General features: G+C 52.3%; 26 protein-coding genes. 1 reads left to right on the forward strand and 25 read right to left on the reverse strand.

The window, feature by feature from the left end; all coding sequences use genetic code 11:
• Positions 1-74: 74 nt before the first annotated feature.
• From MKY59_RS25200 to modA, 19 genes are all read right to left on the reverse strand, one after another.
• On the reverse strand, positions 75-791 hold the full coding sequence (locus MKY59_RS25200) for a glycosyltransferase (RefSeq protein WP_236414499.1): 717 nt from the start codon (positions 789-791) through the stop codon (positions 75-77).
• Positions 788-1,729, reverse strand: coding sequence for an NAD-dependent epimerase/dehydratase family protein (locus tag MKY59_RS25205; RefSeq protein WP_339274368.1), 942 nt, complete (start codon positions 1,727-1,729; stop codon positions 788-790). Before MKY59_RS25205 ends, MKY59_RS25200 begins: the two co-directional genes overlap by 4 nt.
• Complete coding sequence (locus tag MKY59_RS25210) at positions 1,711-2,538, reverse strand: SDR family oxidoreductase (protein WP_236414502.1); 828 nt, start codon at positions 2,536-2,538, stop codon at positions 1,711-1,713. Before MKY59_RS25210 ends, MKY59_RS25205 begins: the two co-directional genes overlap by 19 nt.
• Positions 2,535-3,521, reverse strand: coding sequence for a polysaccharide biosynthesis protein (locus tag MKY59_RS25215; protein ID WP_236414503.1), 987 nt, complete (start codon positions 3,519-3,521; stop codon positions 2,535-2,537). The genes MKY59_RS25210 and MKY59_RS25215 overlap by 4 nt, the downstream gene beginning before the upstream one ends.
• On the reverse strand, positions 3,514-4,605 hold the full coding sequence (gene wecB, locus MKY59_RS25220) for a UDP-N-acetylglucosamine 2-epimerase (non-hydrolyzing) (RefSeq protein ID WP_236414505.1): 1,092 nt from the start codon (positions 4,603-4,605) through the stop codon (positions 3,514-3,516). Before wecB ends, MKY59_RS25215 begins: the two co-directional genes overlap by 8 nt.
• 38 nt (positions 4,606-4,643) lie before the next feature.
• Complete coding sequence (locus MKY59_RS25225) at positions 4,644-6,212, reverse strand: glycosyltransferase family 4 protein (protein ID WP_339274370.1); 1,569 nt, start codon at positions 6,210-6,212, stop codon at positions 4,644-4,646.
• Between the two features lie 62 nt (positions 6,213-6,274).
• Positions 6,275-7,414 (reverse strand): glycosyltransferase, encoded by a 1,140-nt coding sequence (locus tag MKY59_RS25230; RefSeq protein WP_236414509.1) that lies wholly within the window; start codon positions 7,412-7,414, stop codon positions 6,275-6,277.
• Between the two features lie 47 nt (positions 7,415-7,461).
• Positions 7,462-8,556 carry a DUF3880 domain-containing protein gene (locus tag MKY59_RS25235; protein ID WP_339274372.1) on the reverse strand — a complete coding sequence of 365 codons (1,095 nt, stop codon included), beginning with the start codon at positions 8,554-8,556 and terminating at the stop codon, positions 7,462-7,464.
• Positions 8,557-8,817: 261 nt separating this feature from the next.
• Positions 8,818-9,150, reverse strand: a complete 333-nt coding sequence (locus tag MKY59_RS25240; protein ID WP_339274373.1) for a hypothetical protein — start codon at positions 9,148-9,150, stop codon at positions 8,818-8,820.
• A 1-nt stretch (position 9,151) separates the two neighbouring features.
• Positions 9,152-9,451, reverse strand: a complete 300-nt coding sequence (locus tag MKY59_RS25245) for a hypothetical protein (protein ID WP_236414515.1) — start codon at positions 9,449-9,451, stop codon at positions 9,152-9,154.
• The gene (locus MKY59_RS25250; RefSeq protein WP_236414517.1) at positions 9,448-9,789 is read right to left on the reverse strand and encodes a restriction endonuclease subunit S; all 342 of its coding nucleotides are present in this window, start codon (positions 9,787-9,789) and stop codon (positions 9,448-9,450) included. Before MKY59_RS25250 ends, MKY59_RS25245 begins: the two co-directional genes overlap by 4 nt.
• Before the next feature lie 24 nt (positions 9,790-9,813).
• The gene (locus tag MKY59_RS25255; protein WP_236414519.1) at positions 9,814-10,104 is read right to left on the reverse strand and encodes a nucleoside-diphosphate sugar epimerase; all 291 of its coding nucleotides are present in this window, start codon (positions 10,102-10,104) and stop codon (positions 9,814-9,816) included.
• 124 nt (positions 10,105-10,228) lie between these two features.
• Positions 10,229-10,981 (reverse strand): amino acid ABC transporter ATP-binding protein, encoded by a 753-nt coding sequence (locus MKY59_RS25260; protein WP_236414521.1) that lies wholly within the window; start codon positions 10,979-10,981, stop codon positions 10,229-10,231.
• Complete coding sequence (locus MKY59_RS25265) at positions 10,978-11,688, reverse strand: amino acid ABC transporter permease (protein WP_339274374.1); 711 nt, start codon at positions 11,686-11,688, stop codon at positions 10,978-10,980. Before MKY59_RS25265 ends, MKY59_RS25260 begins: the two co-directional genes overlap by 4 nt.
• 4 nt (positions 11,689-11,692) lie before the next feature.
• Complete coding sequence (locus MKY59_RS25270) at positions 11,693-12,436, reverse strand: amino acid ABC transporter permease (protein WP_339274376.1); 744 nt, start codon at positions 12,434-12,436, stop codon at positions 11,693-11,695.
• Between the two features lie 23 nt (positions 12,437-12,459).
• Entirely contained in the window at positions 12,460-13,299 is an 840-nt protein-coding gene (locus tag MKY59_RS25275) for a transporter substrate-binding domain-containing protein (protein WP_339274378.1), read from the reverse strand.
• Between the two features lie 270 nt (positions 13,300-13,569).
• Positions 13,570-13,902 carry a hypothetical protein gene (locus tag MKY59_RS25280; protein WP_236414530.1) on the reverse strand — a complete coding sequence of 111 codons (333 nt, stop codon included), beginning with the start codon at positions 13,900-13,902 and terminating at the stop codon, positions 13,570-13,572.
• Between the two features lie 262 nt (positions 13,903-14,164).
• Positions 14,165-14,848: a molybdate ABC transporter permease subunit gene (modB, locus tag MKY59_RS25285; RefSeq protein WP_236414532.1), complete on the reverse strand. Its 684-nt coding sequence runs from the start codon at positions 14,846-14,848 to the stop codon at positions 14,165-14,167.
• Positions 14,845-15,717, reverse strand: coding sequence for a molybdate ABC transporter substrate-binding protein (gene modA / locus MKY59_RS25290; protein WP_339274380.1), 873 nt, complete (start codon positions 15,715-15,717; stop codon positions 14,845-14,847). Before modA ends, modB begins: the two co-directional genes overlap by 4 nt.
• Before the next feature lie 276 nt (positions 15,718-15,993).
• Here modA and MKY59_RS25295 point away from each other — a divergent pair, with 276 nt between their 5' ends.
• Positions 15,994-17,055, forward strand: coding sequence for a helix-turn-helix transcriptional regulator (locus MKY59_RS25295; RefSeq protein ID WP_339274382.1), 1,062 nt, complete (start codon positions 15,994-15,996; stop codon positions 17,053-17,055).
• Positions 17,056-17,306: 251 nt separating this feature from the next.
• Here the strand turns inward: MKY59_RS25295 and MKY59_RS25300 are convergent, their stop codons facing one another.
• The 6 genes from MKY59_RS25300 to MKY59_RS25325 all read right to left on the reverse strand — a co-directional run bounded on the left by MKY59_RS25300 (position 17,307) and on the right by MKY59_RS25325 (position 26,072).
• A complete protein-coding gene (locus MKY59_RS25300) occupies positions 17,307-17,639 on the reverse strand; it encodes a DUF3024 domain-containing protein (protein WP_339274384.1) in 333 nt (110 codons plus the stop codon).
• Between the two features lie 134 nt (positions 17,640-17,773).
• Entirely contained in the window at positions 17,774-18,043 is a 270-nt protein-coding gene (rpsN, locus tag MKY59_RS25305) for a 30S ribosomal protein S14 (RefSeq protein WP_236414536.1), read from the reverse strand.
• Between the two features lie 257 nt (positions 18,044-18,300).
• Positions 18,301-19,512 (reverse strand): GTP-binding protein, encoded by a 1,212-nt coding sequence (locus tag MKY59_RS25310; RefSeq protein WP_236414537.1) that lies wholly within the window; start codon positions 19,510-19,512, stop codon positions 18,301-18,303.
• A 222-nt stretch (positions 19,513-19,734) separates the two neighbouring features.
• Entirely contained in the window at positions 19,735-22,620 is a 2,886-nt protein-coding gene (locus tag MKY59_RS25315; RefSeq protein WP_339278473.1) for a DUF5704 domain-containing protein, read from the reverse strand.
• Positions 22,621-23,113: 493 nt separating this feature from the next.
• Positions 23,114-24,373 carry an S-layer homology domain-containing protein gene (locus MKY59_RS25320; protein WP_339274386.1) on the reverse strand — a complete coding sequence of 420 codons (1,260 nt, stop codon included), beginning with the start codon at positions 24,371-24,373 and terminating at the stop codon, positions 23,114-23,116.
• Between the two features lie 472 nt (positions 24,374-24,845).
• Complete coding sequence (locus MKY59_RS25325) at positions 24,846-26,072, reverse strand: MFS transporter (RefSeq protein WP_339274387.1); 1,227 nt, start codon at positions 26,070-26,072, stop codon at positions 24,846-24,848.
• Positions 26,073-26,102 lie beyond the last annotated feature (30 nt).

Raw genomic sequence — 26,102 nt, forward strand, 5'->3', positions numbered from 1 at the left:
ATAAGCTCAGGAACCGTCGCAATGCGAGAAAACAAAAAAGGGAGGCTGCCTTAAGTCAGCCATCCCCCGGATGCTTAACCTCCCAATACCGCGATACGATGCAGCAGCGCTCCCCGATATCTGTTCCATACCATGGAAGCTTCTCTTCCGATCTTTTCCGCATGCCGCAGCGATCCCATTCCTTCATGCCATCGATAAGCGGTTAGCGGCACGTTCAGATACGAAAAACGATATCCGTTCAGGACGATTCGCAGCCATAAGTCCAGATCATGCGTATAGGGCAAATGCTCATCAAAGAGCCCCACGGCGGAAAATAAATCTTTACGGATCATGACCGTGCACCCATTCACCGGATTGCTTTCCACGAAGCGGCGCAGCAGCCCGATTTCGTCTACCGGTTCGATCCCGCAGTTCATGCGCGTTACCGCCGATTGCCCATTGATGTAATGGAAGTTGGTATGTGATATCAACGTCCCCTGTTCGCGCATCAACCCCACCTGAAGGCGGATTTTGTCTGGATATAAGAAATCGTCCGAACTGAGCCAAGCGACGTATTCTCCCGAAGCATGGCGAATGCCGTGATTGAGAGCAGATGCCGTTCCTCCGTTGCTTTTCCCCAGCACATTGATATGCGGCAGATAGGGCTGGAGCCGTTCGGCATGCGCGGTGGAGCCGTCATTCACCACGATAACCTCCACATCGCTGTAGGTTTGGTCCAAAGCACTTTGAATCGCCTGAGGCACATAGGGGCAATTGTAAAAAGGGATGATAATCGAAACCCTGGGATTCACCTGCTCAACCTCCCCAGCCCTGACCGGGCATCCTCTAGAATATCCCGAAGCGACTGCGAAAAAGAAATCATCGGTTTCCAACCAAGGTTCCGGAGCAACGAGGCACCTTCCTGGTCCCCCGCTCCATCCGGACCGGAAGAGGCATGATCCCAACGCACGGGAATTTCAGCGTCGGACATTCCTAACAGCGCATCTGCGATCTCTCCCAGGCTTCGTTCCTTGCCGGAAACAACGGGGTATACAACGCCGGACGTTCCTTTAATCAACAAGGTGGCGTAAGCACGTACGGCATCCCGCACATCCAGATAGTCACGGGTGCTTTCCCTGCCGGACAGTCCGAAAGCTTCCGTCTTGCCCGCGATTTCGCAAGCCGCTATATGGCGTGCCAGCAGAGAACATATGCCCGTGGAGGGTCCTGCGCCAATGAGGTTTCCCGGTTCGGCAAGCATGATTTGTTGACCGAACAGGGACATCCAGGCCAGGGATACCGTTTCCTCCAGCGCTTTGCTTAGACTGTACGGGTGAGACGGCTGGGGAGGCAAGCCCGGCATTGGAACATATTTCAGCCGGGAGCCCACGATCACGATTCTTGCCGCCTTGAAATTGCGAAGAGCATCGAGCAAATACAAGGCGGCCATGACATTGCTTTCTATAGCAAGGATCGGATTGGCCCAGGAGTCCGGAACGGAGTTTTTCCCCGCCAGATGCAATACGTCGTCCGGCTGCACTTTGGTGACAAGCCGGCATACCTGTTCTTTGTCGTTCAAATCGCATACATGCACGGCTACGCCTTCCCCGAACGAGTGCGATCCTGCTTTCCTGACCACGGCGGCCACTCTGGCGCCCATGGATTGAAAATAGGCTACGGCGTGCCGACCGGTGAAACCGGTGGCACCCGTAATGAGCACTTTCCTGCCTTTCAGCTCCGTTCCATCCATAACGCTAGCTCCTTCAGCATCGTAGGATAGTCCGGGAAGTTCGTCTGCACGTCCGCACGCGTGCATACCAACGTACGGTCCTGCACCACCCGGTCATCCGGAACGATGTTGACGTCCCGTTTGTCCCAGGTCTTCTGAAACAGTACAAGCAGGTCATGCTTGCTGATCGGCTTGGGGTGTGCGAGATGGATGAGGCCGCTCACCGGCGAAGCCAGGTAATGATCCACCCACTTTGCCAGTTCGAGCGTTGTTACCCCGTTCCAGAAGACACGGGTATACCCCCCGACCTCCCCTTTGGTCGACATGAACCAGTGCATGAGGCCAATGCCGCTCTTTCGAATTTCAGGTCCGATGATGGACGTCCGGATCGTCAGATGCCCGGCATCGTGCACTTCTCCAAGCGCTTTGGTGATTGCGTAGGCGGACGTCCCGTCCGTGGCGTCATCCTCCCGGTAGGCTCCCCGGTCCCCGCTGAATACGCAATCCGTGCTGATGTGGATCAGGCGCGCGCCGATCGTATCCGCGACGCGGCGCAAGCGATGCGGCAGGAAACCGTTGATATGGTATGCCGCGATCTTATCTATATCCGCAAAGCTGTTCAGCACGCCCACCGCATTAATGATGACGTCCGGATGGACCGCTTCGACGATCCGGTCGACCATGAAGCTGTCGTTCACGTCGAGCAGCAAACCACCCGGGTCTGCTGCATCCCGTGTCGTGTAGAACAGATGGTGCCGCCCCTGACGGCGGAAATATTCGACCAGCATATGGCCGGCCATGCCGTTTCCTCCAAGGACAAGCAGCTTCATGATAAGAATCCTCCGCGCTTCAGAATATCGCGAATTTCGTCCTTCGTCATCAACTGATGCTCCGAACTGAAGCTGCTGAAGGATACCGGGCGGCAGTGGCTGTAATGCTCCCGAAGTCCCGGAATGCCGACCGTAGGCAAGATGACCAAGTACTGCTCGTCATAAACAACGGTGGTCATGCTCTCGAACTCGCTCATCAATATTTCGTGGATTTTCTCTCCTGGACGCGTGCCACTTTCCACGATCGATACGTCCGCCACGCCCGAATCCTCGATCAGCACTTCAGCCAGATCCACGATTTTGCATGTCGGCATCGTCATCACGAAAATTTCGCCGCCCACGCTCTCCACGGATGCTTTGAACAGCAGCGAGATGGCATCCTTCAAGGTAAGGAAGAAGCGGGTCATTTTCAAGTCGGTGATGGACACCTCGCCCTTTTGGCGAATCTGGTTTTTGAACAGGTGCACCACGCTGCCGTTGGTACCGAGCACATTGCCGCCGCGGACCGTAACGAATTTGGTATTGCTGTTCAGCAGATTGGCATACACGATCAGCTTCTCGCCGATCGCCTTGGTCATGCCGTAAAAGTTGGACGGATTGGCCGCTTTGTCTGTCGAAATATAGATCACTTTCTTAACATGGTTTTCAATGGCCGCCTCAATGACGTTTTGCGTACCGATCACGTTCGTTTTCAACGCCTCATATGGCTGGTCCTCGCAGACCGGCACGTGTTTGAGGGCTGCGAGGTGGAACACATAATCCACGTTCTGGCACGCCGCGCTGATCGCTTCCTTGTCGCGAATGTCCCCGATCCGGAAATGAAGACGGGAATCCTCGAATTCGCGGCTCATCGCAACCTGGCTTGATTCGTTGCGGGAGTATACGACGATTTGTTTCGGCCGCTGGGGAAGCAGCTGGGCGACCAGCTCATACCCCCACGATCCGGTCCCGCCAGTCACGAGTATACGCTTATTTTCAAACATTCAATTTCCCCCCAAGCAGAAATTTGACCACAATGCCGGATACATTCTTTGCTTTATAGCCGTCGGGACACTCCCAATCGGCTGGAAGAGCGGTCATGACTTTGACGCAATCGGCAATGCGATCTGCATCGAGTCCGGATACCACATTGCTGCCGCAATCCACGGTTTCGGGACGCTCCGTCGTGCGGCGCATGGTGACGGTTGGCACGCCCATAATGCAGCATTCTTCCTGCACCGTCCCGCTATCGGTCAGCGCGCACCGGGCATGCCGCTCCAGCATGACAAAGTCGAAAAAACCGAAAGGCTCATGGAATTCCACCAAGGGATGCATCTCCAATTCCAAATGCTCGGCGATCCGGATCGCCGTGCGAGGGTGAATGCTGCAAATGATGCGCTGCCCTTGTTCTTTGGCTACGCGGTTCAACCCCTTCATGATCTCCAGCAAATGCGGAGGATGGTCCACGTTTTCGGCTCGATGGGCGGTAACCAGAAAGTATTGGCCGGGTTTGAGTTTTAGCTTGTTTAGAATATTGCTCGCGCTCACCTGCCGATCATAATGTTGCATCACTTCATATATCGGATTGCCCGTCAGCACGATGCGGCGGCTCGGCACGCCTTCCCTGACGAGATGTTTCTTGCTCTGCTCCGTATAAGGCATGTTGATGGTCGATATGGCATCGATCACCCTGCGATTTTTTTCTTCGGGAACGTCGAGATCGAAGCAGCGGTTGCCTGCTTCCATATGAACGACGGGAATGCCCATGCGTTCTGCCAACACGGCGCAAAGCGCGCTGTTGGTATCGCCGAGGAGCAGCACCTTGTCTGGCTTCTCTTGGCGCAGGATATCCTCCATTTGGGTAAACATTGAGGATAACTGTCTCCCAAGCGAAGCTGCCTCATCCTGAAGCACGTAATCCGGCGCACGCAGACCCAACTCCTTGAAAAACAGGCCGCTCAGGCTTTCCGTGAAATTCTGTCCGGTATGGACCAAAACATGTTCGGCTGCATACTGGTCCAGCTTGGAGATGATGAGGCTGAGACGAATGATCTCCGGTCTTGTGCCCAGCACCGTCATGATTTTCATCGCTATCCCTGCCTTCGTCGTAAAATGGATGTCGGCTGTCAAGCCAGCCTTCGCTTACGGGTTTTAACTTTTACGGCTCGCGACGGCCGCTTCCTTTTGCTCGCCCGCCCTTTTCTGCCTCCGGTCCTTGCTTTGCGGCCCAGCATCCTCCGTTTGGCCAAACGGTTGCCGCTTTCCCTGCGCTTTCTTCTTTTCTTGCCTCGCTTGACGGCCGCGGGATACATGAGCGGGCCATCCCCTCCCCCGCTCCCTCCCTCAATGGCAAGCGGGGGAAGAGGAGATTTGGGCAGGGCCTCGATGACGGATAGCGGGAACCGCTTTGCACTCACTCCGTTCCGTTCAGATACCAATACGGTACGAAGCCCTCCTTCTCCCCATCCATATACAGGACCCGTGGGCGACTGAATATACGGGAACCATCCGGGAAAACGCAACAACCACTGGGTCACCATCGCGTGCAGCGAGGTTCTGTACGCATCGTTTCCATACAGCCGTTCGGCCTCCGCCCGGTTTCTCCACCCCGTATCGGAAGCTAATTCCTCATTATCGATCAGACGGGCGGCCAGCTCCGCGAGCGCCGCGCTGTCCCCTGGCGGCGCAAGAAACTCGCCGCTGCCGACGCCCTCCATCAGTTCAGCCAGCCCGCCCTGCGTGAAAGCGATGACCGGTTTGGCAAAGTGCATGCCCTCCAGCGCGGTCATGCCGAAACCTTCCTTCACCATGCTTGGAATGACCAGAATATCCATGGCAGGATAGGCCATCGAAACGTTTTCCACGAATGGGGTCATCTCGAATCGACGCTGGTAACCCGATTTTTTGACCCGCGATATGCATGCATCGTAATACTTTTTGTCCGCCGGCGTGCCGATGATCCAGAAACGGGCCCGCGGATGCGTTTCGCAGATTCGCAGGCACATATCCACGAAAGGTTTCAGTCCCTTGGCATCATGGATGAAAGAGGATATATAACCTATGCAGACATGCGATGATTTGAAGCCGAGTTCCTTCCGCTTCCGTTCCCTGAAGTACAGCCATCGGTCCGGGGCAGGCAGAGAGGAATCCCACGTAGGAGGCAGAACCGTGAGTTTGTCTTCGATCCCGGCTTCTCGAAAAGGCAAGGCCGCTGCATTGGAGATCGTAATGATCCAATCGGAGTAGCCGGCGATCAAGCGAATGGCGTCCTGCAGATGATCCGTGGACTGCATAATCTCGGTGATCTTCCAGATGACGGGGATTTGCAATGATTTCGCCGCAATTGCAGGCAGGACGTTGACGCAGGTATTGGTCAGGACGAGATCAGGGCCGGTTTCCCTGATCAGGGAAACCACGGCCTGGAATTCAGGTTTATGGCGCAGTTGTTCAGCATCGTCCCCAATGCCCTTATATGGCGTATAAACGCCATATAATAGCGGGAACTCGCAGACCTTGACCCGGATCCCCGATCTTTGGGCAAGCCCGGCAAGCTTCCCTTCACGGGGAACGACCAGCACGCAGTCGAAAATGGTGCCCATCTCCCTCATGAAATGAAGCAGGAGCTTTTCCGCTCCCGTAATGCTGCGGGTATTGCATACATGGGAGAACAACATCAATTTCGGTCTAGTCTCCATGGCCGCACGGGCCCGTGCATGTCGGCATGCAGAGCCCTATGCACACCTCCTCTAACCTGAATTTAAGAGAAGACGACGGACAGCAATTCATTGATCCGTTTGCCGTACGTGTGATCCTTCAAGGTCCGTTCGAGCCCGCGCAGCGCGATCTCTCGGCGCTCCTTCTCGTGGGTCAGATAATATTCGACCTTTTCGATCAATTCCTGCGGAGAGGCATACGTTTCGATCTCCACTCCCGGCTGGTAAAATCTCGTTAAGTCATCGCGCGCATCCGTGAGTTGGAGCGTTGCACACGCCGCAATTTCGAACGTTCTTGGGTTCGGCGAGGCCGGAGGTATCCGCAAATGGTTGTTGTTGACCGAATCGTCTTCATGCGAACGGTGCAGGTTAATGACGAGTTTGGTGCCGTTGTATACGTCGTTGGTTTCCTGGGGATTCATCCAGCGGCCAAGCTCTATTTTTTCGCCGTAAGCCTCGTAGCCGGGCAGGCGATCCCACCAAATCCCGTTGAATACCGTGTTGTGGGACATTAATTGGGCCATGATCGGATTGAAGAAATACACCCGGTTCCAATAGGCCGAGCCAATGAAGCTTACGTCGCGTTTCAGCGGGGACGGGGTAGTAATCGGAAAGTAATGCGACGTATAAGCCGCAAATGGCAGGTAATGCACCGAAGCGCAACCGTTCTGACGGTAAAGCTCCACGCAATTTAGTTCTAATGTAAAGACATGATCGAAATGCTTCGATACTTCCAGCGTCATGTCGGTGTAATAAGGATCGTCGGTCAACCAGATGGCTGTCGGTATGCCTGCCTGACGGATAGCATCGATTTGGTCCAGCGGCAGGTCCATGCCGTCCAGGGCAAGCACAAGGTTCGGACGGGTCGCCAATGCAGTTTCGGCAATGGGTTGACGCGGATCGGATAAAGTGACTTTAGCCACCATACTCTGCAAGGTTGCGGCGATCGCTTCATCCAATGGGGAATACGGGAAGCCTTTGCCCGATGAAATATACATGATATGCACGGGGCGAAAAGGAAGCGGCTCCTTAGCACAATTGACAATATAGTTTGCGCGTCCGCGCAGATAGCCTTCCTCCTTGCCAGCTTCGTATCCGGCACGCTGCCCGTTTTTGCGTGCCTGGTCAGCCAAACCGAGCACCGGGACATGAGACTGTCTGTGTTTACGGTGTTTGATAGGCATATTGCCACTCCTTTGTATGGGGATCATTCCGATCCCTGAATAAGAACCTACAGATGTTCCAGAAGCTGAGACATGCGTCTCGCAAAAGTATGGCGACTCATCGTGGTGATCAGTCCGCGCATCGCTATAGCCAGGCGCTTATCCTCGTTCTCGAGGTAGTATTGGATCTTGTACCGAAGTTCGGACGCGGAAGCGAACGTTTCGATATCGTATCCTGGCCGGTAATATAGCGGGAGATCGGCGCGCAGGTCCGTAATTTGCATCGTTCCACACGCGCTGATTTCATAGGTGCGCGGGTTGATGGACCGGCCTTCGATCTGGTGCACATTGCGATTGTCCTCCCCGGACTTATCCGTGCGATGAACATTGATAACGATTTTGGCTCCATTGTAATAATCCACCGTCGCATTGGGATCGATCCAACCTTCATGCAGAAAACGTCCCAACAGATCCGAGCGCTTCAGGCGATTCCACAGACCTCCTGCGATGAATACCTTTTTTCCGGCAAGAAAAGGAGCCAACTCGTCGAACAGTGCGATTCGGTTCCAGAAGCCCGTTCCAATAAAACACACGTCATACTGGTGCTGAGGCTCGGCCCGCCGCGGCTGAAACATTTCCGGATTAACCGCAAGCGGAAGATAGATGACCCGACTGGCTCCGTGTTGATGATAAAAAGCAACCGTCGCTTCCTCATGGGTGAATACCACGTCGTAATGACGGCAAATTTCCAGCGTGTCCTCGGTAAAATAAGGATCATCCACAAACCACACCGCCGTTTTGATCCCCAACCCACGTATACCGTTTACCTGCTCCAGGTGGTCCGCAGGAAATACATGCAACCCATTCATGACCAACACAACATCCGGCCTATGCTGAGCCGCTTCCTGCAGCATCGCTGCAGGGGAACCGACGATGCATTCGCGTACCGATTGCTTCAATGCTCCAATGACGCCAGCATCGATGGCATCGAACCCCTGAGGAATGTAAAGCACCTTTATATCGCGCAATGGCAGCTTGAACCCCTCCACTCTTGCCATCACGGCCTGACAACCACCGAATCTGCGGCCTTCCGCGTATCCGCAGCGATATGCCGCTTCCGATTCCGTCAATGGCCGGTGCCTTTTTTTTGTCACATCCTTCACCCTGACTTCCTGCAGGAGAACCCGAATTGGATTCTCCCCGAGATTTGATCTTCCCTCTAAAGGATATGCCCTAGGGTCAGATGCATCATGGACGGCTGTCCTGCTGAGCGCAAAATTGGCGCATGCCCGAGCCAATAGCCTGTACGGGCATGTCCGCTCCTGCGGGGACGCAAAAAAACCCGGGGGAAATATCCCGCCGGGCAACATCATGCCGCTGGTCCGGATGAATGAGACGGTCTGGAAAATGACTCCATTAGTCTGTTACTGCGCCTTGTACGCCAGTTGATGTCCGTCCTCGAATCCCTTCGCGAAACCCGCGTTGAATCCCTCGTTGTACGCTTCGTTGTATCCCTGGCCGTACGCATTGTCCGGATTGGGATCGGTGGGCGTAGCCGGCGCGACCGATTGTACGGGATCTTGGCGCCGTACGGCCGTACGTTTCTTTTTTCTAAGCCACGCTTTGCGTCCCCGAAGCGTGCGTTTGCGAAGCACAGGTTTGCTTTTGGCGGCTCGCGGCTTGCGAACTTTGCGCAGACGAGCACCGCGAGCTACGAGCGCTCTTTTTTTCGACCCTACTTTTTTCTTCTTCAACATCTCAACATTCCTCCTGTATGCCCGGAACGATGCGTACTGCATATCCGGGTTCTTTGAGCCACGGCACGCTTGGCTCTCCCTGCTGAATGCGGGCCAGCCTGATTCCCGTCACCATACAGGACATTTCTTCCTGATACCGGCTCAGCAAACGAATATTCTCGGCAATACTGCGAGCGGACAGCTCCGAAATGGCGGATACGCTGGCTACGCTGTCCAGAATACGGGCTAACGCCTCCTGGCTGTGCGCAATGGATTCAATGAGAGCCAGCTTGACTTCCTGTTCACGCCTCAACAGATTCATTTTCCCATGTCCCCCATGTCCATACCGCCAAACATGCCTCCGTCCATGCCGCCTTCTTGCTCATTCTCATCCTTGACCATCAGTGCTTTCAGGTTGTTGCACAGGCCGGTCTCCATCCGTGTTAAGCCTTCCAGCACTTCAATGAGCTGATCATGTACTTTGAGCGGCTCTGCCACCTGATCACCGTGGGTCAGAAACGTGTCGCCGTTCAGATGATTCAACATCCATGTCCTCACCTTTTCGGCCTCGATCGCCTTGGCCTCCAGAATAAGCGCAATATTCCACTGCATCTTCGCTGCCGCATCCAACATCTGAATCAAGCTCTTCTCTTTGCTCATGCCCCTTCACCCGCCTTCCGGGCCCTATTCTTCTTCTTCTTGATCCGCCATTTCACGCATAACCTGGGTCAATGTTTCGGCTACCGCCTCCTCCAGATCCGCCAAGCCTCCCAAGTAGGAGATGATGCTTTTGTTGATGTTTCCCGAGCTGCCCAACAGACCCTCAACGCCATCGAGCTCCGGCTCGATATCCGGCAAATGATTGATGATTTCAGCCATGCGCACAGCGACTTGGCGCTTGGCGTCCAGCACGCGTGCAAGCTGTTGGTGGGATTGTGCAATGTGCGAGAATATTTCATCGATCTTGCTCTGCATGGTTCTCCTCCTAACCGATGCGGCCTGTTCAATCCATACGAAAAACCCGGCCTATCAGCATTTGCCTGCTACAGCATATGCCGGGCCGGGATCGTCAGTTACTCCAGCTTGCGCCTATATATCGTCAAATCACATAACTCCAATCCGGCGAATACCGGCTGAGGAACTGGCGAGTCCGTTCCTGCTTGGGCCTCACGAAAATTTCCTCGGGCGCGCCTTCTTCGACAATGCTGCCTCCATCCATGAAAACGACGTGATTCGCCACCTCGCGGGCAAAACCCATCTCATGCGTAACCACAATCATTGTGATCCCTTCCTGGGCAATGGAGCGGATGACGGACAACACCTCGCCTACCAACTCCGGATCGAGGGCGGATGTCGGCTCGTCGAACAGGATGACTTCCGGATTGAGCGCCAGCGCCCGGGCAATACCCACCCGCTGCTGCTGTCCACCCGAAAGCATGCTGGGATAGGATGCGATTTTGTCCGATAAGCCCACCTGATCCAGGACGCGAAGGGCACGCTGGCGAGCCTCCTCTTTAGGGACCCTTTGGGCCACGATGAGTCCTTCCGTCACGTTCTCCAGCACCGTTTTGTGTTTGAACAGGTTATAATGCTGAAACACCATTGCCGTCTTGCGCCGAAGCTGCAATATATCCTGCTTCTTTGCATGTTTGCAATCGACGGTTAATCCGCTGATATCGACTTGCCCCTCATCTGCCCGTTCCAAAAAATTGACGCACCGCAGCAGCGTGGTTTTGCCTGAACCGCTCGGGCCGAGAATCGCCACGACGTCCCCTTGCTCCACGGTGAGGTCTATGCCTTTCAGTACCTCCTGTTTGGCAAACGATTTGCGTATGTTGGTCAACGTAATCATGAGACCCCTCCTTTGCTGTACCTTGCAACCCTGCGCTCAAGCAGCGCCGTGATCCGCTCGGCAATGATGGTCAATCCCCAGTAAATGAAGGCCGCGGCGATAAAGGCCTCCAGAAACTTCAGGCTGACCGAGGCCACGACGTCCGCCTTGCCCAAAATATCCATCTGGGATACGGTAAAGGCCAGCGTCGAGCCGTGCAAAAAACCGACAAACATGCTGCACAGATTCGGCAGCACTGCCCCGATAGCCTGCGGAATAATGATCCTCCGCAATGCCTGGAGCGTGGTCATTCCTACGGCGCGTGCCGCCTCCATCTGTCCCGGGTCCACCGCAAGAATGCCGGAGCGGATGATTTCGGACATGTAAGCTCCCGCCGTGAGAGAGAAGGCCAGCAGCACGAAAACTAGAATCGGAATCGATGCCGAATGAAACCCCCAGCCGTAACGCTCCGACAATTTGTCGATAATCATCGGGATGCCGTAATAAATGAGAAACAAATGCATCAGCATCGGCGTGCCGCGGAAGAACGATACATAGAACCCGGCCGCCCGATGAATCCATCGCACCCGGTAGATACGGATCAGCGCGGTGGCGAGCCCGATGCCCAAACCGGCGACGAGCGGAACAATCGTAATGACAAGCGTCAGCGGCAATGCCTTCAGGATCTGGAAAAAAGACGTGAATATAAAATGGAAATCAATCGACATAGGTTCACCCCGCAATCCGTTTCAGCCATTTGGCGCTGGCTGGCGGCAGGCCCGCTTCGTTTTTGCGCTCATGGCGCTGCAACCTGCGTTCCGTGCGCGCGAAGCCTTTTTCCAGCACAATGACGATGATGTAATAAATGATCGACAGGCTGATGTAAACCTCCAACGCGTGGGAGGTTGCCGAAATCAGCGTTTGGCCTCTGCCCACCATATCCATGACGCCGATGGAAAAAGCCAGCGATGTATCCTTGAGCGAACCGATCAGCGTATTGGCCATGTTGGGAAAAGCGACGACCAACGCCTGCGGTACTACGATCCGGCGAAAAGATTGAAATGCCGTCATGCCCGCAGCATAGGCTGCCTCGGTCTGTCCTTTGTCCACGCTGCGCACCGCGCCGCGGAAAATCTCCGCAAAGGATGCCGCGTCGCTCAGCGCATAAGTCACGATGACGAACAGCACCGGATCTGCCCGCGAAAGGTCAATGCCTAGCGGTTTCAACAGTTCCGGCAAGCCGTAGTACACCAGAAACAGCTTGATCAGAATCGGCGTGCCCCGCATAAAAGAGACATATAGGGTGGCCAGTTGGCTCAGCACCGGAACCCGATACAGCCTGGGGACAGCCAGCAGCAGTCCACCGATCAATCCTAGCACGATGGAGCCGCCGAGCACGATGAGCGTAATATGCAAATATCGCAGCAGTTCCGGCACAAAGTCCAGAACAAGCGACAGATCGAACGATTTTCCCATGTCTTCCCTACGCTCCTTTAGGTCTACTCCTCAACCGTATAATCCGCGCCAAGCCATTCGGTGCTTAGCTTGCTCAACGTGCCATCCTCTTTAATGGATTTGAGCGCTTCGTCGATTTTGCTCTTCAGTTCTACCTCGTCCTTGTTCAGGATGAAATACACCTTGGAATTGGATAGGGTATCCCCCACCGTTTTCAATTGCGCATCCACGGCCTTGTTCTGATAATCGATGGCAAACGGCGTGCTGATCGTTGCGTCCACCCGGCCTGTTTTGATCTGGGTTATTGTGTCTTCACCGGCACCGGAGTAAACGATGTCGATGGCGTTGTCGTGCTCCGCATTCCACTTTTCAGCCAATACCGCCGCATTGCTTGTGGCGCCTACGATCAATTTTTTGCCTTTCAGGTCGTCGATGGATTTGACGTCCTGGTTTTTCTCGCTCACGACCACTTTATTAGGGAAAATGTTATATGCTTCGTCATTGAACAGGAACTTGGCCTGTCTTTCCTCATTCACTTCCATCTGATGGGCGATGACGTCTATTTTTTTCGTTTCGAGACTGAGCAGCAGGTTTTTGAACTCCATCGTGCTGAATTCGAATTCGTATTCCGGCAAACGTTTGTCGATTTCGCGAATCAATTCCACGTCATAACCCGTCAGCTTGCCGTTTTCGTCAATGAAGCAAACGTTGGGAAACTGCGTGCCGGTCCCGACGATAATTTTCTTTACCGTGCCCTGACTGGAATTTGTCCCAGAGCTGGCCTCATCCGCTCCTCCTCCGGCACTGCAGCCTGCAAGCACCGCCAGCATGGTGATGAACAGCATCGCTGTCCGAATCTTTTTGATCCCCTTTTGCTTACCCATTCCCGATCTCCTCCAATGGCTTTGGCGCCAAATATGATGTGTCCTCCCATTCCCCTCTTCCGATTTATATTAACAACCATTCTTACTTGTATAGTCGGAATTAGATTGAACCAAGAATATCATCGCGCCCATGTCCAGGCAATATGCCAGGCAATAGGAGATGTTGATATCGTTATAGAATTTCTCTATTCCTGACGGTGGCCCCTCGCCAAAAAAGCCGCTCCCCTTGGACTCGTCCGGGAAACGGCTTCTTTCATTCATGATGCTATGCTATCTGCGACTGGCCCATTTGATTTTGCGGGCGATCTCTTCCCGCTGCACCTGCAGCAGTCCGATCCGTTCCTCCCATTTCTCCCGCTCATCATTCGATTGAGCCACTGGGAGCTGGCCCAGCAACCCAGTCAGTCGACTGTTGATTGTCGTAAATCTCGTCCATAATTCATCTTCAGGCGATTCCTGCCGCTCCACCCCGGGCTGAAAAATTTTGAGCTGATGGATAAGGGACTGCTGCCATTCCTGATCCTGAATTTGGATGGCAAAATGCAAAAGATCCAGATAGTCGTCGATTTGCAATGATACGCCGCAATCAGGTTTCGTTCTCATAGTCGTCTCTCCTTAGTTCAGTGCTTTGGTTGGAGTCAGTCTCTTCTATTTTACAGGATGAAGGTTCGTTTAGGCGATAGTTTGCAGAAGAAAAGTTGTAAATTTTTTGTTTAATCAGATGGTGATTTGCCACAATTGGATCGCGGGCTTGCCGGATGCATTGAAGCCTTCAATGAACATATAACCCGCCTCAAGGACATATCCTTGCGCGGGTTACTCTGGAATCGATACAACGTACCCTTTCAGACCCTGCCTGCACAGTTCAAGAGCCGTCTCGATGAGACTGCCTCGTACATAACAGCATTAAAAACGAAATGACGATCACGGCGCCCGTCCATGCCCAGGCCATGGGCTGATTTCCCGAATCCACAGCTACATAGATCGCGGTAGGCACCGTTTGCGTTTTGCCCGGAATGTTTCCCGCAATCATTAACGTAGCTCCGAACTCCCCAAGCGCCCGGGCAAAGCCCAGGATAAAGGCCGTCATGAGCGCCCTCCCGGCGAGTGGCAACGAGATATATCGAAATACTTGCCACTCGTTCGCACCGATAGATCTCCCGGCATCCTCCAGATCGCGGTCGATTCCCGCAAAACCGGACTTCATCGTCTGATAGACCAAAGGAAAAGCCACCACAACCGAGGCGATCACCGCGGCCCACCAGGTAAAAATGACCGGAGCGGAAAAAATCGCTTCAATCCATCGTCCGAGCAAGCTTTTGCGTCCGAGCAGCACCAGCAGCAAAAATCCGACGACCGTTGGCGGCAGCACCAAAGGGAGCATAAATGCCGTCTCCAGCAACACTTTGCCCCGAAACGAACGGCGGGACATGAACCAGGCTACGGCAATGCCCAGAACGGCCGCAACGATGCTGGATAATAACGCGACCTGCAACGATAAGCGAACGGGAGGCCAGAATGCCCCCCAATCGATGGTCGTTCCGCTCATTCCGCGATGGAGAAACCGTATTTGGTGAACACGTCCAGCACCTCGGGCGTTTGCAAATAGGCATAGAATTTTTCGGCTTCCGCACGATGCTTCGTAGCTGTGATAATACCTGCCGGGTAGTTGGCTGGCGTATAGCTGGCCTTGTCCACTTCAAAGGCAATCTTTACCTGGTCGGATGTCAAAGCATCCGTTTTGTACACGAAGCCTGCATCGGCATTGCCTGTCTCCACATATTGCAGCACCTGTCTAACATCCTTGCCCTGCACCAGCTTGCTTTCCAACTGGTCCCACAGTTTGGAGTAAGTCAGGGCTTCCTTGGCATATGTACCCGCAGGCACGCTTTCCGGAATGCCGATGGCTACGGTACGGATCGCATCAGATGTCAGATCCTTTTCGCTCGCGATGTTGTTTTGGCTATCTGCGGGCACGATGGCAACGAGTGCGTTTTGCAGCAGGTTTTTCTGGTCTGCCGAAGCGATCAGCTGTTCATCGACCGGTGCGTTCATGTTTTTGGTCGCAGCGGACACGAACACATCGGCCGGGGCTCCTTGTTCAATTTGCTGCTGCAGCGCTCCGGATGCTCCGAAATTAAAGCTTAAATCGATGTTTGGATTTTCGCTCTCAAATCCTTTTTCAATCTCGCCCATGGCATCCGTAAGACTTGCCGCCGCCGAGATGGTCAATGTTACTTTTTCCTGAGGCTCCGTACTGCCTGCAGAAGCGTTATCGCCAGTCGTTGCCGTCGTCGAAGCCGCTTGGTCACCCGTGGTGGCCGATTCTGCAGCATTGCTGTTTGCTCCGCAGCCGCTCAGCACCAACGCCAATCCCAATGTCATGCTTCCCAATATGTAACCCAATTTCTTTTTCATCCGGTCTCCCCCAATGTTATGTTTCGTTATAACTAGTTATAATTAATTATAATTCATTATACATAAGATCGATCAAATGAAAAGGTGACATAAAGCACACTTGCCCTATTTTTGGCTTTCTTTATGGCTCGCTGCGTCCCTTTTGGTTTATCGCGCCCGGCAGGAATGGTATAGTACAAGAGGCACGGTAAATTGAACACGCCCCAACCGGAAGCGGAATCGCAGCAACGAACCATAGATGACATACATGTACCTTTTTGAAGGAGGCGCTTCACCATGACAGAGGAGCAGTCCTATACCACGGAGGAAATCTCCAAGCTGTTGAAAATATCCAAATTGACCGTATACGATCTGATTAAAAAAGGGGAACTGGTCGCCTACCGCGTCGGCAAACAGATGCGTGTCGATGCCACGGACCTGGAAGCCTATAAACGTCGCGCCAAACAGCTGCAATCTTCGGGGCAACGGGGACAGGACACCGGAGCTGCAGCCCCGTCCGCCTCGAGGCTCATTCACGAACATGCCGAGATTGCTGCCCATCCTGCGGCGGCGGCATCCGGGGACCTAGCTTTTTCGGCGCCACTTGCCCCTTCCCGCCCGGAGCAGGGTCATTTGCCCGGGGCGGGAGCGGCAAGGCATCTTGTCATAACAGGACAGGACGTTAGCTTGGACATTCTCATGCGGCATATGGAGAAACACACCGGAAACCTTCGTCCCTTGCGCTCCTTTATGGGCAGTCTGGACGGTCTCGTCTCGATGTATCGGGGAGAATCCGATCTGGTCAGCACCCACTTGCTCGACGGAGATACGGGGGAGTACAACTTGCCTTATATCCGCAAAATTTTGACCGGCAGGTCTTACTTCGTGGTAAACCTGTTGTCACGGCCTGCCGGCTTGTACGTGCAGCGCGGCAATCCCCGAGGGCTCCGGAACTGGACAGACCTTGAACAGCAGGGGCTCAGGCTCGCTAATCGGGAAAAAGGCTCCGGGGCCAGGGTTCTGCTCGATGAGCAGCTTCGTTTGCACGGCATCCTCGCCTCCAGCCTCTGGGGCTACGACCAGGAAGAAACCAGCCATATGGGCGTAGCGGCCAAAGTAAGCTCCGGCGAAGCCGATGTCGGAGTCGGCATCGAGAAGGCTGCGCGGATCGTAAGCGGGGTCGACTTCGTCCCATTGGTGCGGGAACGATACGATCTCGTCATGCTCAACACGAAAGGTAACGAAGCCTGGACGGAATCGGTGCTCCGCATCCTGCAGTCCCCGGAATTCAGGCAGGAACTTCAGGCCTTTGAAGGTTACGACGTCTCCCGGACCGGCGAAATTTTATTTGAAGCATAGGGCGGCGAGGCAAACGGAAGCAACACGATCTTTCTTATGCTTCATCTCGAACCCATACTATGGCTCGGATGATTGGAGCAAGAACCGTCCGTCTGGAAGTTTGGTCCCCTGCTCGCCTCCAAACATGCAAAAAACGCCGCTGCAGCTTCTCGCTGCGCGGCGTTTTCTTCTTTGGGGGCATCATGATGTCGTGACATTTGTCGCCATCCAGCGTCTTCCCGCCGTCATTGCAAATTCGCAGGGCTCTATTCTTATCTCCAAAACAGGCCTGCTTCATCCCGCTCCACTTGTTCAAGCAAATCCTCGAAGCAGGCTTGGGGTCCAATTCCATCTACCGTATGCCATGTGCACCCGCCTTCCGCAAGCGCATACACCTTCCACTGCTCCGATTCCCAACAAAAGCGTGCAATATGCTGTTTCTCCCAAGGGGTCTGCCTGTCTACGGGACGTTCTTCCGTCAGAATCAATTCGTCATTGTTGAGCTCGTATGTCAGCTTGACCATCGTTCGAAGCGATGCGGGAATTTTGGCGTCAATGTACCCGTTCAATAGTGCCTGGATATTGTAGAGGGTGAAGTCATCCACGATTGGTCTCATCTCCCGCAGCAGTCCAAATTTTAACGATTCATGATCGTTTTTGGTTGCAACATATGCTTCATCTCATCGCACGTTCCTCGCTGCCCGTTTCATACATGAACAGGCTTTAACAAAACATGGCCTCACCAGCTCGATTTGGTTACCCCGGGAATTTGCCCTTTGTGGGCAAGTTCGCGAAACGCAATCCGGGATACTTTGAATTTGCGCAGATATCCTCTCGGTCTGCCGGTAAGCTCGCAGCGGTTTTTCAACCGGGTCGGAGAAGCGTTGCGGGGCAATTTTTGCAGTGCTTCATAATCTCCTTTTTCCTTCAGCTCCCGGCGGAGTTCAGCGTATTTGGCAACGGTTGCCTGTCGTTTTTGTTCACGGACGATTTTCGATTTTTTGGCCATGGTTGTACATTCCTTTCTGTTATATTTAAACCGCACTATCAATCACACAAGGCCAATGCGAGTGCAGTACCTTTTTCCGATCGCCTGTTATTCCCAGATTTTTTGTTTCCCCTTTTTTAAGGAGAAAGTCCGGTGATAAGCCTATGCTTCCGATGCAGCTTTCTTTCAGAAAGCTTTTGGCGAACGCTTCGCTTCTCCAGATTGGTTCTGCCTCTCCGTTGACGTGTGTATGTTTTTTGCGGTTTATATGCATGGTTTTATTGCAACAGGGGCTGCGCGGCTTCGATCGGCCATGGCAGCGGATTATCAAACCGTGCCCAGTCCGCCTGCATTTCTTCGTCGTTCAACAAACATTGATCCAACTCTTCTTCGATCTGCGCACGTTCCATCTCGATGCCGATCATGACCAGTTCGGTTTGGCGGTCTCCCCACTCGGCATGCCACTGCTCCATGATCTCCGGTTCGGTTTGCAAAATGGCTTCCCTGTCCGCTTCGGGCAAAGCCGCCGTCCAGTACCCTGCCGGTCCGAATTGAATGGATGGCCCGGCTTGACTGAGGCTTGCGGCGAGATCTCCCTGTGCGGCGAGCCACACCAACCCTTTGGCTCGTACCACTTCTTCCGGCCAATGGCTCATGAATGCGGCCAAACGAGCCGGATGGAACGGTTTGCGGCGACGGTACACAAAAGAGCTGATGCCGTATTCTTCGGTTTCCGGCGTGTGGGATTCCCGTGCCAGCTCCTGGATCCAACCGGCCGACAGGCTTGCTTTTTCAAAATCGAACAAACCGGTATTCAAAATTTTGGACGGGTCGATCTGCCCCTTCACGGTACGGATCAATTTGGCATTGGGCTGCAATTTGCGGATAACATGTTCCAGCTTCAGCAATTCGGCCTCGTCCACCAGATCACATTTGTTTAGCAGAAGTACATCGCAAGTCTCGATCTGATCGATCAGCAGATCCACCACATCGCGGGTATCGCCTTCATCCGTTGCTTGATCCCGGTCCAGCAAGCTTTCGCCCGAGGCAAAGTCATGCCAGAAACGGTGGGCATCCACTACCGTCACCAGACAGTCCAGTCGCGCCAGCCCTGTCAGGTCGATGCCGGTTTCCTCATCCGCATAAGTGAACGTCTGCGCCACAGGTACCGGTTCGCTAATCCCGGTCGACTCAATCAAGATATAATCGAAATCACCCTCATTGACCAACTTTTCGATCTCCTGCATCAAATCGTTGCGCAGGGTGCAGCAGATGCAGCCGTTCGACAGCTCAACCAGCTTTTCTTCCGTACGGGACAAGGCTGCTTCTCCCTTTACCAGCGCCGCATCGATATTGACCTCGCTCATGTCGTTGACGATGACGGCTACTTTAAGCCCTTGCCGATTATGCAACACATGATTGAGGACCGTTGTTTTGCCTGATCCGAGGTAACCGCTAAGAACCGTTACCGGGACTTGTTTTTGTACCATGAAATTCTTCTCCTTTTGAAACGAGTAATGAATTGTTTTATCTTTTTTTATTTAATAGTAATTATTACGATTAACAACAATGACTATACTCCGCTTGCTTTAAGATGTCAAATCCCTTTTTCATGTAAACGTGCGGGCAACATTCCATAAAATGTTGTGAGAAGAGCCATGAATCGGCCGATTCATGGCTCTTTGGTTCACTTCTCCTACCACGCTACATCTTTAATGCGGTACCTGTGACTGAAAATCGTCCCGGCTGGATCGACCCGCATCGTAAAAGACCACATCCCCATCCATCAAAGGCCATGTGTTTCCTTGGCCGTTCAAAAGGCGTGTATCAAAACCCTCCAACTTCCACTGATTCATCAGCGGAGCGTGGATATATTGCAGATAAGGCTCGTTCACATTGCCGTTACGCAATGTCTCGATATTAAAATTAACCACGATATACCCGTCTCGCAGAAACACGGGCGACTTTTCATCCAATGACTGCTGTCTCGCAACGGCCTCCAGATCGGTGCCTTTGGGAACGGCATATACATCGGCCGGCAGGCTGTACTCTCCATACCAACGCTGGACAGAGGCTAAGGCCCGGTCGGCATTTACGCTTGCTGGCAGATCTGTCTTGGGCCCGATCAACGTCCGGATGGAGTCAGGCAGTATCATCCAGTCGTAACGGCCGACCCACGTCTTTCGCCGCGATTCTTGTTCGGTTTGCTGGACCATATACTCGGCCAACGTCCGCCGCCCTCGTTCCTCGGCCGTGAGTTCGTTGGCATATCGATAGCGGGCCGTATCCCCAAGCTCGGTTCCGGGGACATTGCGCAGCCGTTCGTTAAGCACGACGTACCGTTTCTCCAGATCCTGTTCGGAGCCGATCCGAATCAAACGCTCCTGCCCGCGATGGTAATACAAGTCCACCTCTTGCCTCGACTTGCCGTCCCGGCTCACCACGTAGAAGCTCGGCGTGATTCGGATGCCATCCTGCCCTCCAAACATGTTGCCTTTGGTTTTCAAGTCGAACCGGAAAAGGTAACCCGTTTTTACCGCTACGTTGCCAAAGCCCTGCACCGGATGACTCCCTGGACGGATTGGCAGCATATAAGGCATCAGGTTCCCACGCGGATCGCCATCAATACCGAAGGGACCTACCCAATAGTTATTTCCCGTTGTTTCAGGACGTCCAATTTGTTTCCGAAATACATTTTCCCAACGGTAATCGGCAATATCTGTTATTTTAAAATCATACACTCGACCAATCACTTGCACAGGCACTGTGTTCACGGCGACATGGTTAACCAAGTCCAAATTTGCCTTGTCCTCGTAAGTAAAGCCTGATTCGGGCGAGTTCTCTGCAAATGAGCGATAAGAAACCGAATAATCCCCCTCATCCACCCAGGTTGGCAAATAAAAGGTGGTCTCCGTCTGTGAAACCGGAATATCGATCCACGTACTTGCCGGATAAAACGTGACTTTATTCGCCGTATACACGTCAAACGGGAATAACACCTGTTTGCGCTTGATATACTTTGCATAATCTCTGTCCCCGTAGCCGGGAATATTGCGATGCTGTCCATTGGTGGGCAGCGATACGGTAAAAGGCCGGTCCAGAATAAAAGCTCTGCGCGCATAATCCGGCGTCGTTCTCTGATTGTGCTCCCGGTCATCGGAAGCATCGGAATACATAACGGTCGGTGTATGCACCGTTACCGTATTAATCCCCTTAATCGGATGCTCTTGATTGGCCCCTCCATTCACATTGCCTGGAAGCAATTCATAAGAAACGTTTCCGGAACTGCCCGTGCTTTCTCTGTTCAGCAGCGTGCTGCTGATCATGTTTCCAGGTTTGTATAGTACATCCCGCCCAACCTTTGTTGGATTCGGAATATTCGATGGGTTCGGTCCATCTTTCGTATATTCGGCCCCATCCATGATCGTCTGGTTGTTAAACTTGACCAGATCGTTATTCACTTTGCTTTGCGGTGTATTGGTCTCGGCCATCCCCTTAAGCAGTTCGGTGTCATCACGAACATCAGGTGGAGCGTTGAGTCCCCCGGTTAATTTGGGCGGTGTATACGATATCGCTGCCGTTTGCCCAGGACGCACGTGGCGATCGACGGCTTCTTCATGCCTCGATTCCAGCGTTGGTGCGGTGTACCCCGCTGGCATCATCGTGACCGTGCCGCCAGGCAGCGCATAATTGCTCATCGTTGCTTTGGCGAGTTTGTACACTTCCAGATTGTTGATTTTCCAGTACGAGTAGTCGCGGGTCATTTGAAATTGGTACGATTTCGTAACGGTGTCCCGCTCCGGAACAGGATCTCCATCCGTACAGTTGCCCTCTTCATCACATACTTCCGGGCCTGGAACCGTCCATTCTCTCTCATACGTAATGGAACCACTGCAATTGTAGGTCACTTTTCCGCTCATTTTTGCCCAGGCTTGCTTAAACAGGTAATTATCCGTCAACGCATTGGTATAGAGCGATTCCGAGGTCGGGATTCCCTTTGTCACATCAAATTTCTCCGCATCCCGCTGGTCCGCGCGAATGACTCCCGTCGCATTGGGATCGAGATCGCTCATGATCATCGTTGTGCCCGCAGAAGGCGGACCGATGGTGGGAGCACACACCACGTCGCCCCCGCCTGGATTGCCACCTCCATCATCAGTACCTTGTCCGACCACAATATTTGTTGAGGTTGTCAAATGATAGCCATCTTTTACCCATAATACCGTAATCGTCGTCGTTCCTTCGGTTAAGGCACGAACAACCCCTGAACTGCTAACAGTAGCCACAGTTGGATTGGAGGAAGTCCATGTGATATCTCCATTTCCACTGTTTACATTCGTTTCTGGGCCAAAACTGCCATCGCCGGTTTTGGTCTTTACTGTTGCATTCAGTTGTTTTGTATCATTCTTGTTAAGAGACCCACCATTAGTAAGGTTTATTTCTTTGGTGACCTCGGCTCTGGCTCTCCAGTAAATGTCAGTGTTGAAAATATAGGAAGCAGAGTATTTGGGTGGGTTATACGGCCCATAGTTGGTGGGTTGAATAGCTCCACCAATCTGTGTTTTAAATTTAACCCAATCTCCATCAAATGATTCCACTGATACTAGAATGGGTCTACCAGGTTCATAGTATTGGGTATTGTCCATATACATTGGTTTCAAGGAAGTAACTGTAAATTCCGAAGTATTGTGTATTTCCCCTAAGCTATCTTTATACACTTCTGGTTTGTAACTTGGTGCAGCCAATGATAAGTTAACACAAACAATCGAAGAAATCGGTTTGTTAGTTTCAGAGTCATTTTGCAGCAGAATATCGTTACACTGCCCGTCGACACTCCATCTTAAGTCATCAAGTTGATAGATATAAATACCAATGTTACTAGTACCTTTTCCCTCAACTGGGCTGACCTTTTTTTGTACTTTTGAAGGGACCGTTGGTTCAAAAAAGGGAGCATCCAGTGGTGGTTTTTCACCTGGACCACCCCCAGCCTTCACATAAGAAATCTGAGAATAAAGCAAAGTTAATGGAACTATTACCAAAATAATTCTTCTAAGTAATGAATGAAAACTCACGTTTCATCCCCCAAATTCATTAATTTACTGATACATCGTACAAAGCACCTTCTTTCGATAAAAGACTCACTTGAGTAACTAACTCTTTATCAAAATGTAAAAGCCCTTTACTCCAGTAAACAGATTCTTTAACGTTGAATTCACCTTTACTATTAACGAAGTCTCCAATTTTAGGAACAGAATATTCCGCAAAAGACTGTGTGAACGGTGAAATCAATGCATTTATAGTAGGCGATTCAATTAAACTCCCAGCCTGCAATTGGGTCATTTTATCTTTTATTCTTAATTCAAGTTCGGCATAAGAATGATAAGACCCACGATTAGGTGTAGTTCCCTCGTCCACAAATACAGGATAGTAAATACTCCGATCATCCTCTTTGGCATAAGGACTCACGACGATCCAATTTCTAATTTTAAGATCCGCATAATTGGTTCGGGTAACAATCTCTTTATTCCGCACTTTTGAAAAATCATCCGTTACCATACTATAATCAACAGTCGGGGAGACCTTACTCTCTGGCGTTTTCTTATACGACGGCGCAATAATACTCAAGTTCGTGCCCGTTAAACCTACCTGGCGCAACTCATTCAAACCTTTAAAATCGGACGGCTTCGCCTTTGCCACCGAAGAATAGCGTTCAATGAGGACCGCTACCTCTGCGCGTGTGGTTGTGCGATCAGTTCCGAACATTTTATCATTCGCAACGCTCATCAGCCCCGTGCCCATCGCTACTGCCACCGCATTTTTTTCGGAAGCCGCGAGTTTACCTGTAAAATATTCTTTAGCTGGTACAACGGTATTGGTAACGTCAGACAGCGCTTGCTTGTAATCGGCATCAACAGTTGCCAAACCTTGAGTAAGCCAAACTGCCATTTCCCCTCTTTTAAGGGAAGCACCGGCATCCAGTTTTCCTTTGTAATCGGATGGATCAATGAACCCTTTTTGAATAGCCAAGTCCACCCCGTCTTTCGCCCATGCGGGAATGTCTGTAAATGTATTGGTTTGATGGATTGCCGAGTTCGGCTGGTCCCTCAGCCTTCCCAAAATGCTTGCCATTTCTGCCTTCGTTACAGGCGAACCGGGTTTAAACGTTCCATCGGTGTATCCTTTTAAATATCCCTGTTCCACTGCAGCATTAATGGCTTCCGATGCCCAATGCGTTGCCGGCACATCTTTAAATTTTACCGAGGAAGCAGCCTCCGAAGAGGACCCACCCGTTCCCATAACGCCAGCTAACAAAGATAATGCCATCAATCCGGATAATAACCTCTTTTTCATGCCATGCACTCTCCTTCAATTGAATTTTTCGAATCGATACCCGAAGCGTCTTGACCCATTTTTGCTAACTCCATGCTTTACTTCCTCGTCTGCCCTCAGCCTGTTTCTATATTGCTGCATGTTCCTATGTACCTGAAAGCAGACATATTCCCTTGCTCCACTTACTCCACCACGCTGTCCTCACCATTCGAAAAATCTAATTTTGTCAGAATCACCTATATTCTACCATGCAACATGGGAGATTGGGATTATTTTTCATTAATTCCATCCGACTAAAAACGCATCCCCCTCCTCCCAAAGACCTATCTCACCTCCTGTCAAACAACAAAAAAAGGCCACGAATCCGCAGATTCATAGCCTTATGCTTTAAGGTCGTCGTCGATCATATTTCATGCTTGCAATCAAGCATAACCGATTTCTCGGTCTTTGAACAGAGGGCAACAGGAAAATATTTCATCTAAATCTTCCCATATCAATGACTCATCCCATCCAACAGCACTCCCGCCGCCTCCATCCGCTTCCTGCAAACGACAACCGGAATCACTGCCAACACCGACAGCAACGTACAAATCATAAACATCGCGGAATATGACGCAGCCTGCACAATCACTCCCATAACAAGCCCGCCTAATGAGAAACCAAGGTCGTACGAGGACATGAAAATGCCCATAAGCACGTATCTTGATTCTGCCGGAAGCACAAATGATAGAAACGTCGTGAGCGTCGGATAAAGCAATGCTACCGCAAACCCGCTGAACACCGCAGACAAATAAACCAGCGGGCCGATCATTTCCATCATCGATAGCAGCTGGGTGCCCAGTGCGGCAGACAGCAACAATCCGGCCATCAGCCACGTATTCCAACTGCCGTCCGAAGGGATTTTTTTACGCAGCACGAAGCGGCAGACAATCACCACCAGTCCCTGGAGGGTCAAGAACAACCCTGCACTAGCCCCACCGTTCGCTACCATGTACAAAGGCAAAAAGGTCGCAGTCGCGCCGAACACGCACGAAGCAAACAGCATGACCACCGTGCTCACCAGCAAAGGAGTGCACTTCCAAACGCCGCCAAGGGAACGGAACATATCCGTTAGCGTATACGATTTATTTTGCACCGTGCTCTCCGGCAAATCCAGACGAAATCCGAACAATAGCGGTAATCCGGCCAGAGCAGCAAGCATCAGCACAAACCAGAAGCCGCTTGCCTGTTCCCAGATTTGGATCGCCAGCACGGGAATGACCAGCGAAGGAACCATCGTAAACAATGTGTACATTGACAATCCTTGCGCCCGATCCTTGTCCTCCAGCCTCTCCACGATCCCCGCCTGCATCGTCATCGAAAAAAAGGCCGTAGCCACGCCCTGCAACGCCCGCAGCCACAGGTAACTCTCCACGCCACCCACCATGAACAGCAGCAGCGTCGCTGCATGCAAAACAAGCAGCCCCTTCATGACCCGAAGCGGCCCGCAGCGTCCAAGAAGCTGGGCTGCGAAAGGACGCAGCAGCATGCAGGTGAACATGTACGCGCCCATCATCAGACCGATTTCGGACTGGCTCAAGCCAGCAGCTTCGCTGCGGAGCGGAAGAATGATCGTCAATGCCGAATTGGCGGCAAAAAACAAAAAAGCCAATATATAAAACCGGATAAACGATAAGGAACCCGGATTCAGTTTTTCAGATTGCTGTGCAGCTCTATTCAACAGTGCGCCCTACTTTCTCTCTTTCAAATC

The sequence above is a fragment of the Paenibacillus sp. FSL W8-0426 genome (genome assembly GCF_037969725.1).
Lineage (GTDB): Bacteria > Bacillota > Bacilli > Paenibacillales > Paenibacillaceae > Paenibacillus > Paenibacillus hubeiensis.

What these genes read in the sequence shown, in the direction of transcription:
- MKY59_RS25240 (WP_339274373.1), bottom strand. Translation starts at nt 9,150, where the DNA reads ATGTTGAAGAAGAAAAAAGTAGGGTCGAAAAAAAGAGCGCTCGTAGCT.
- MKY59_RS25230 (WP_236414509.1), bottom strand. Translation starts at nt 7,414, where the DNA reads ATGCCTATCAAACACCGTAAACACAGACAGTCTCATGTCCCGGTGCTC.
- MKY59_RS25295 (WP_339274382.1), top strand. Translation starts at nt 15,994, where the DNA reads ATGACAGAGGAGCAGTCCTATACCACGGAGGAAATCTCCAAGCTGTTG.
- modB (WP_236414532.1), bottom strand. Translation starts at nt 14,848, where the DNA reads ATGAGCGGAACGACCATCGATTGGGGGGCATTCTGGCCTCCCGTTCGC.
- MKY59_RS25280 (WP_236414530.1), bottom strand. Translation starts at nt 13,902, where the DNA reads ATGAGAACGAAACCTGATTGCGGCGTATCATTGCAAATCGACGACTAT.
- MKY59_RS25270 (WP_339274376.1), bottom strand. Translation starts at nt 12,436, where the DNA reads ATGGGAAAATCGTTCGATCTGTCGCTTGTTCTGGACTTTGTGCCGGAA.
- MKY59_RS25265 (WP_339274374.1), bottom strand. Translation starts at nt 11,688, where the DNA reads ATGTCGATTGATTTCCATTTTATATTCACGTCTTTTTTCCAGATCCTG.
- MKY59_RS25215 (WP_236414503.1), bottom strand. Translation starts at nt 3,521, where the DNA reads ATGTTTGAAAATAAGCGTATACTCGTGACTGGCGGGACCGGATCGTGG.
- MKY59_RS25205 (WP_339274368.1), bottom strand. Translation starts at nt 1,729, where the DNA reads ATGGATGGAACGGAGCTGAAAGGCAGGAAAGTGCTCATTACGGGTGCC.
- wecB (WP_236414505.1), bottom strand. Translation starts at nt 4,605, where the DNA reads ATGAAAATCATGACGGTGCTGGGCACAAGACCGGAGATCATTCGTCTC.
- MKY59_RS25255 (WP_236414519.1), bottom strand. Translation starts at nt 10,104, where the DNA reads ATGCAGAGCAAGATCGATGAAATATTCTCGCACATTGCACAATCCCAC.
- MKY59_RS25225 (WP_339274370.1), bottom strand. Translation starts at nt 6,212, where the DNA reads ATGGAGACTAGACCGAAATTGATGTTGTTCTCCCATGTATGCAATACC.
- MKY59_RS25210 (WP_236414502.1), bottom strand. Translation starts at nt 2,538, where the DNA reads ATGAAGCTGCTTGTCCTTGGAGGAAACGGCATGGCCGGCCATATGCTG.
- MKY59_RS25310 (WP_236414537.1), bottom strand. Translation starts at nt 19,512, where the DNA reads ATGGTACAAAAACAAGTCCCGGTAACGGTTCTTAGCGGTTACCTCGGA.
- MKY59_RS25275 (WP_339274378.1), bottom strand. Translation starts at nt 13,299, where the DNA reads ATGGGTAAGCAAAAGGGGATCAAAAAGATTCGGACAGCGATGCTGTTC.
- MKY59_RS25250 (WP_236414517.1), bottom strand. Translation starts at nt 9,789, where the DNA reads ATGAGCAAAGAGAAGAGCTTGATTCAGATGTTGGATGCGGCAGCGAAG.
- MKY59_RS25260 (WP_236414521.1), bottom strand. Translation starts at nt 10,981, where the DNA reads ATGATTACGTTGACCAACATACGCAAATCGTTTGCCAAACAGGAGGTA.
- MKY59_RS25245 (WP_236414515.1), bottom strand. Translation starts at nt 9,451, where the DNA reads ATGAATCTGTTGAGGCGTGAACAGGAAGTCAAGCTGGCTCTCATTGAA.
- modA (WP_339274380.1), bottom strand. Translation starts at nt 15,717, where the DNA reads ATGAAAAAGAAATTGGGTTACATATTGGGAAGCATGACATTGGGATTG.
- MKY59_RS25320 (WP_339274386.1), bottom strand. Translation starts at nt 24,373, where the DNA reads ATGAAAAAGAGGTTATTATCCGGATTGATGGCATTATCTTTGTTAGCT.
- rpsN (WP_236414536.1), bottom strand. Translation starts at nt 18,043, where the DNA reads ATGGCCAAAAAATCGAAAATCGTCCGTGAACAAAAACGACAGGCAACC.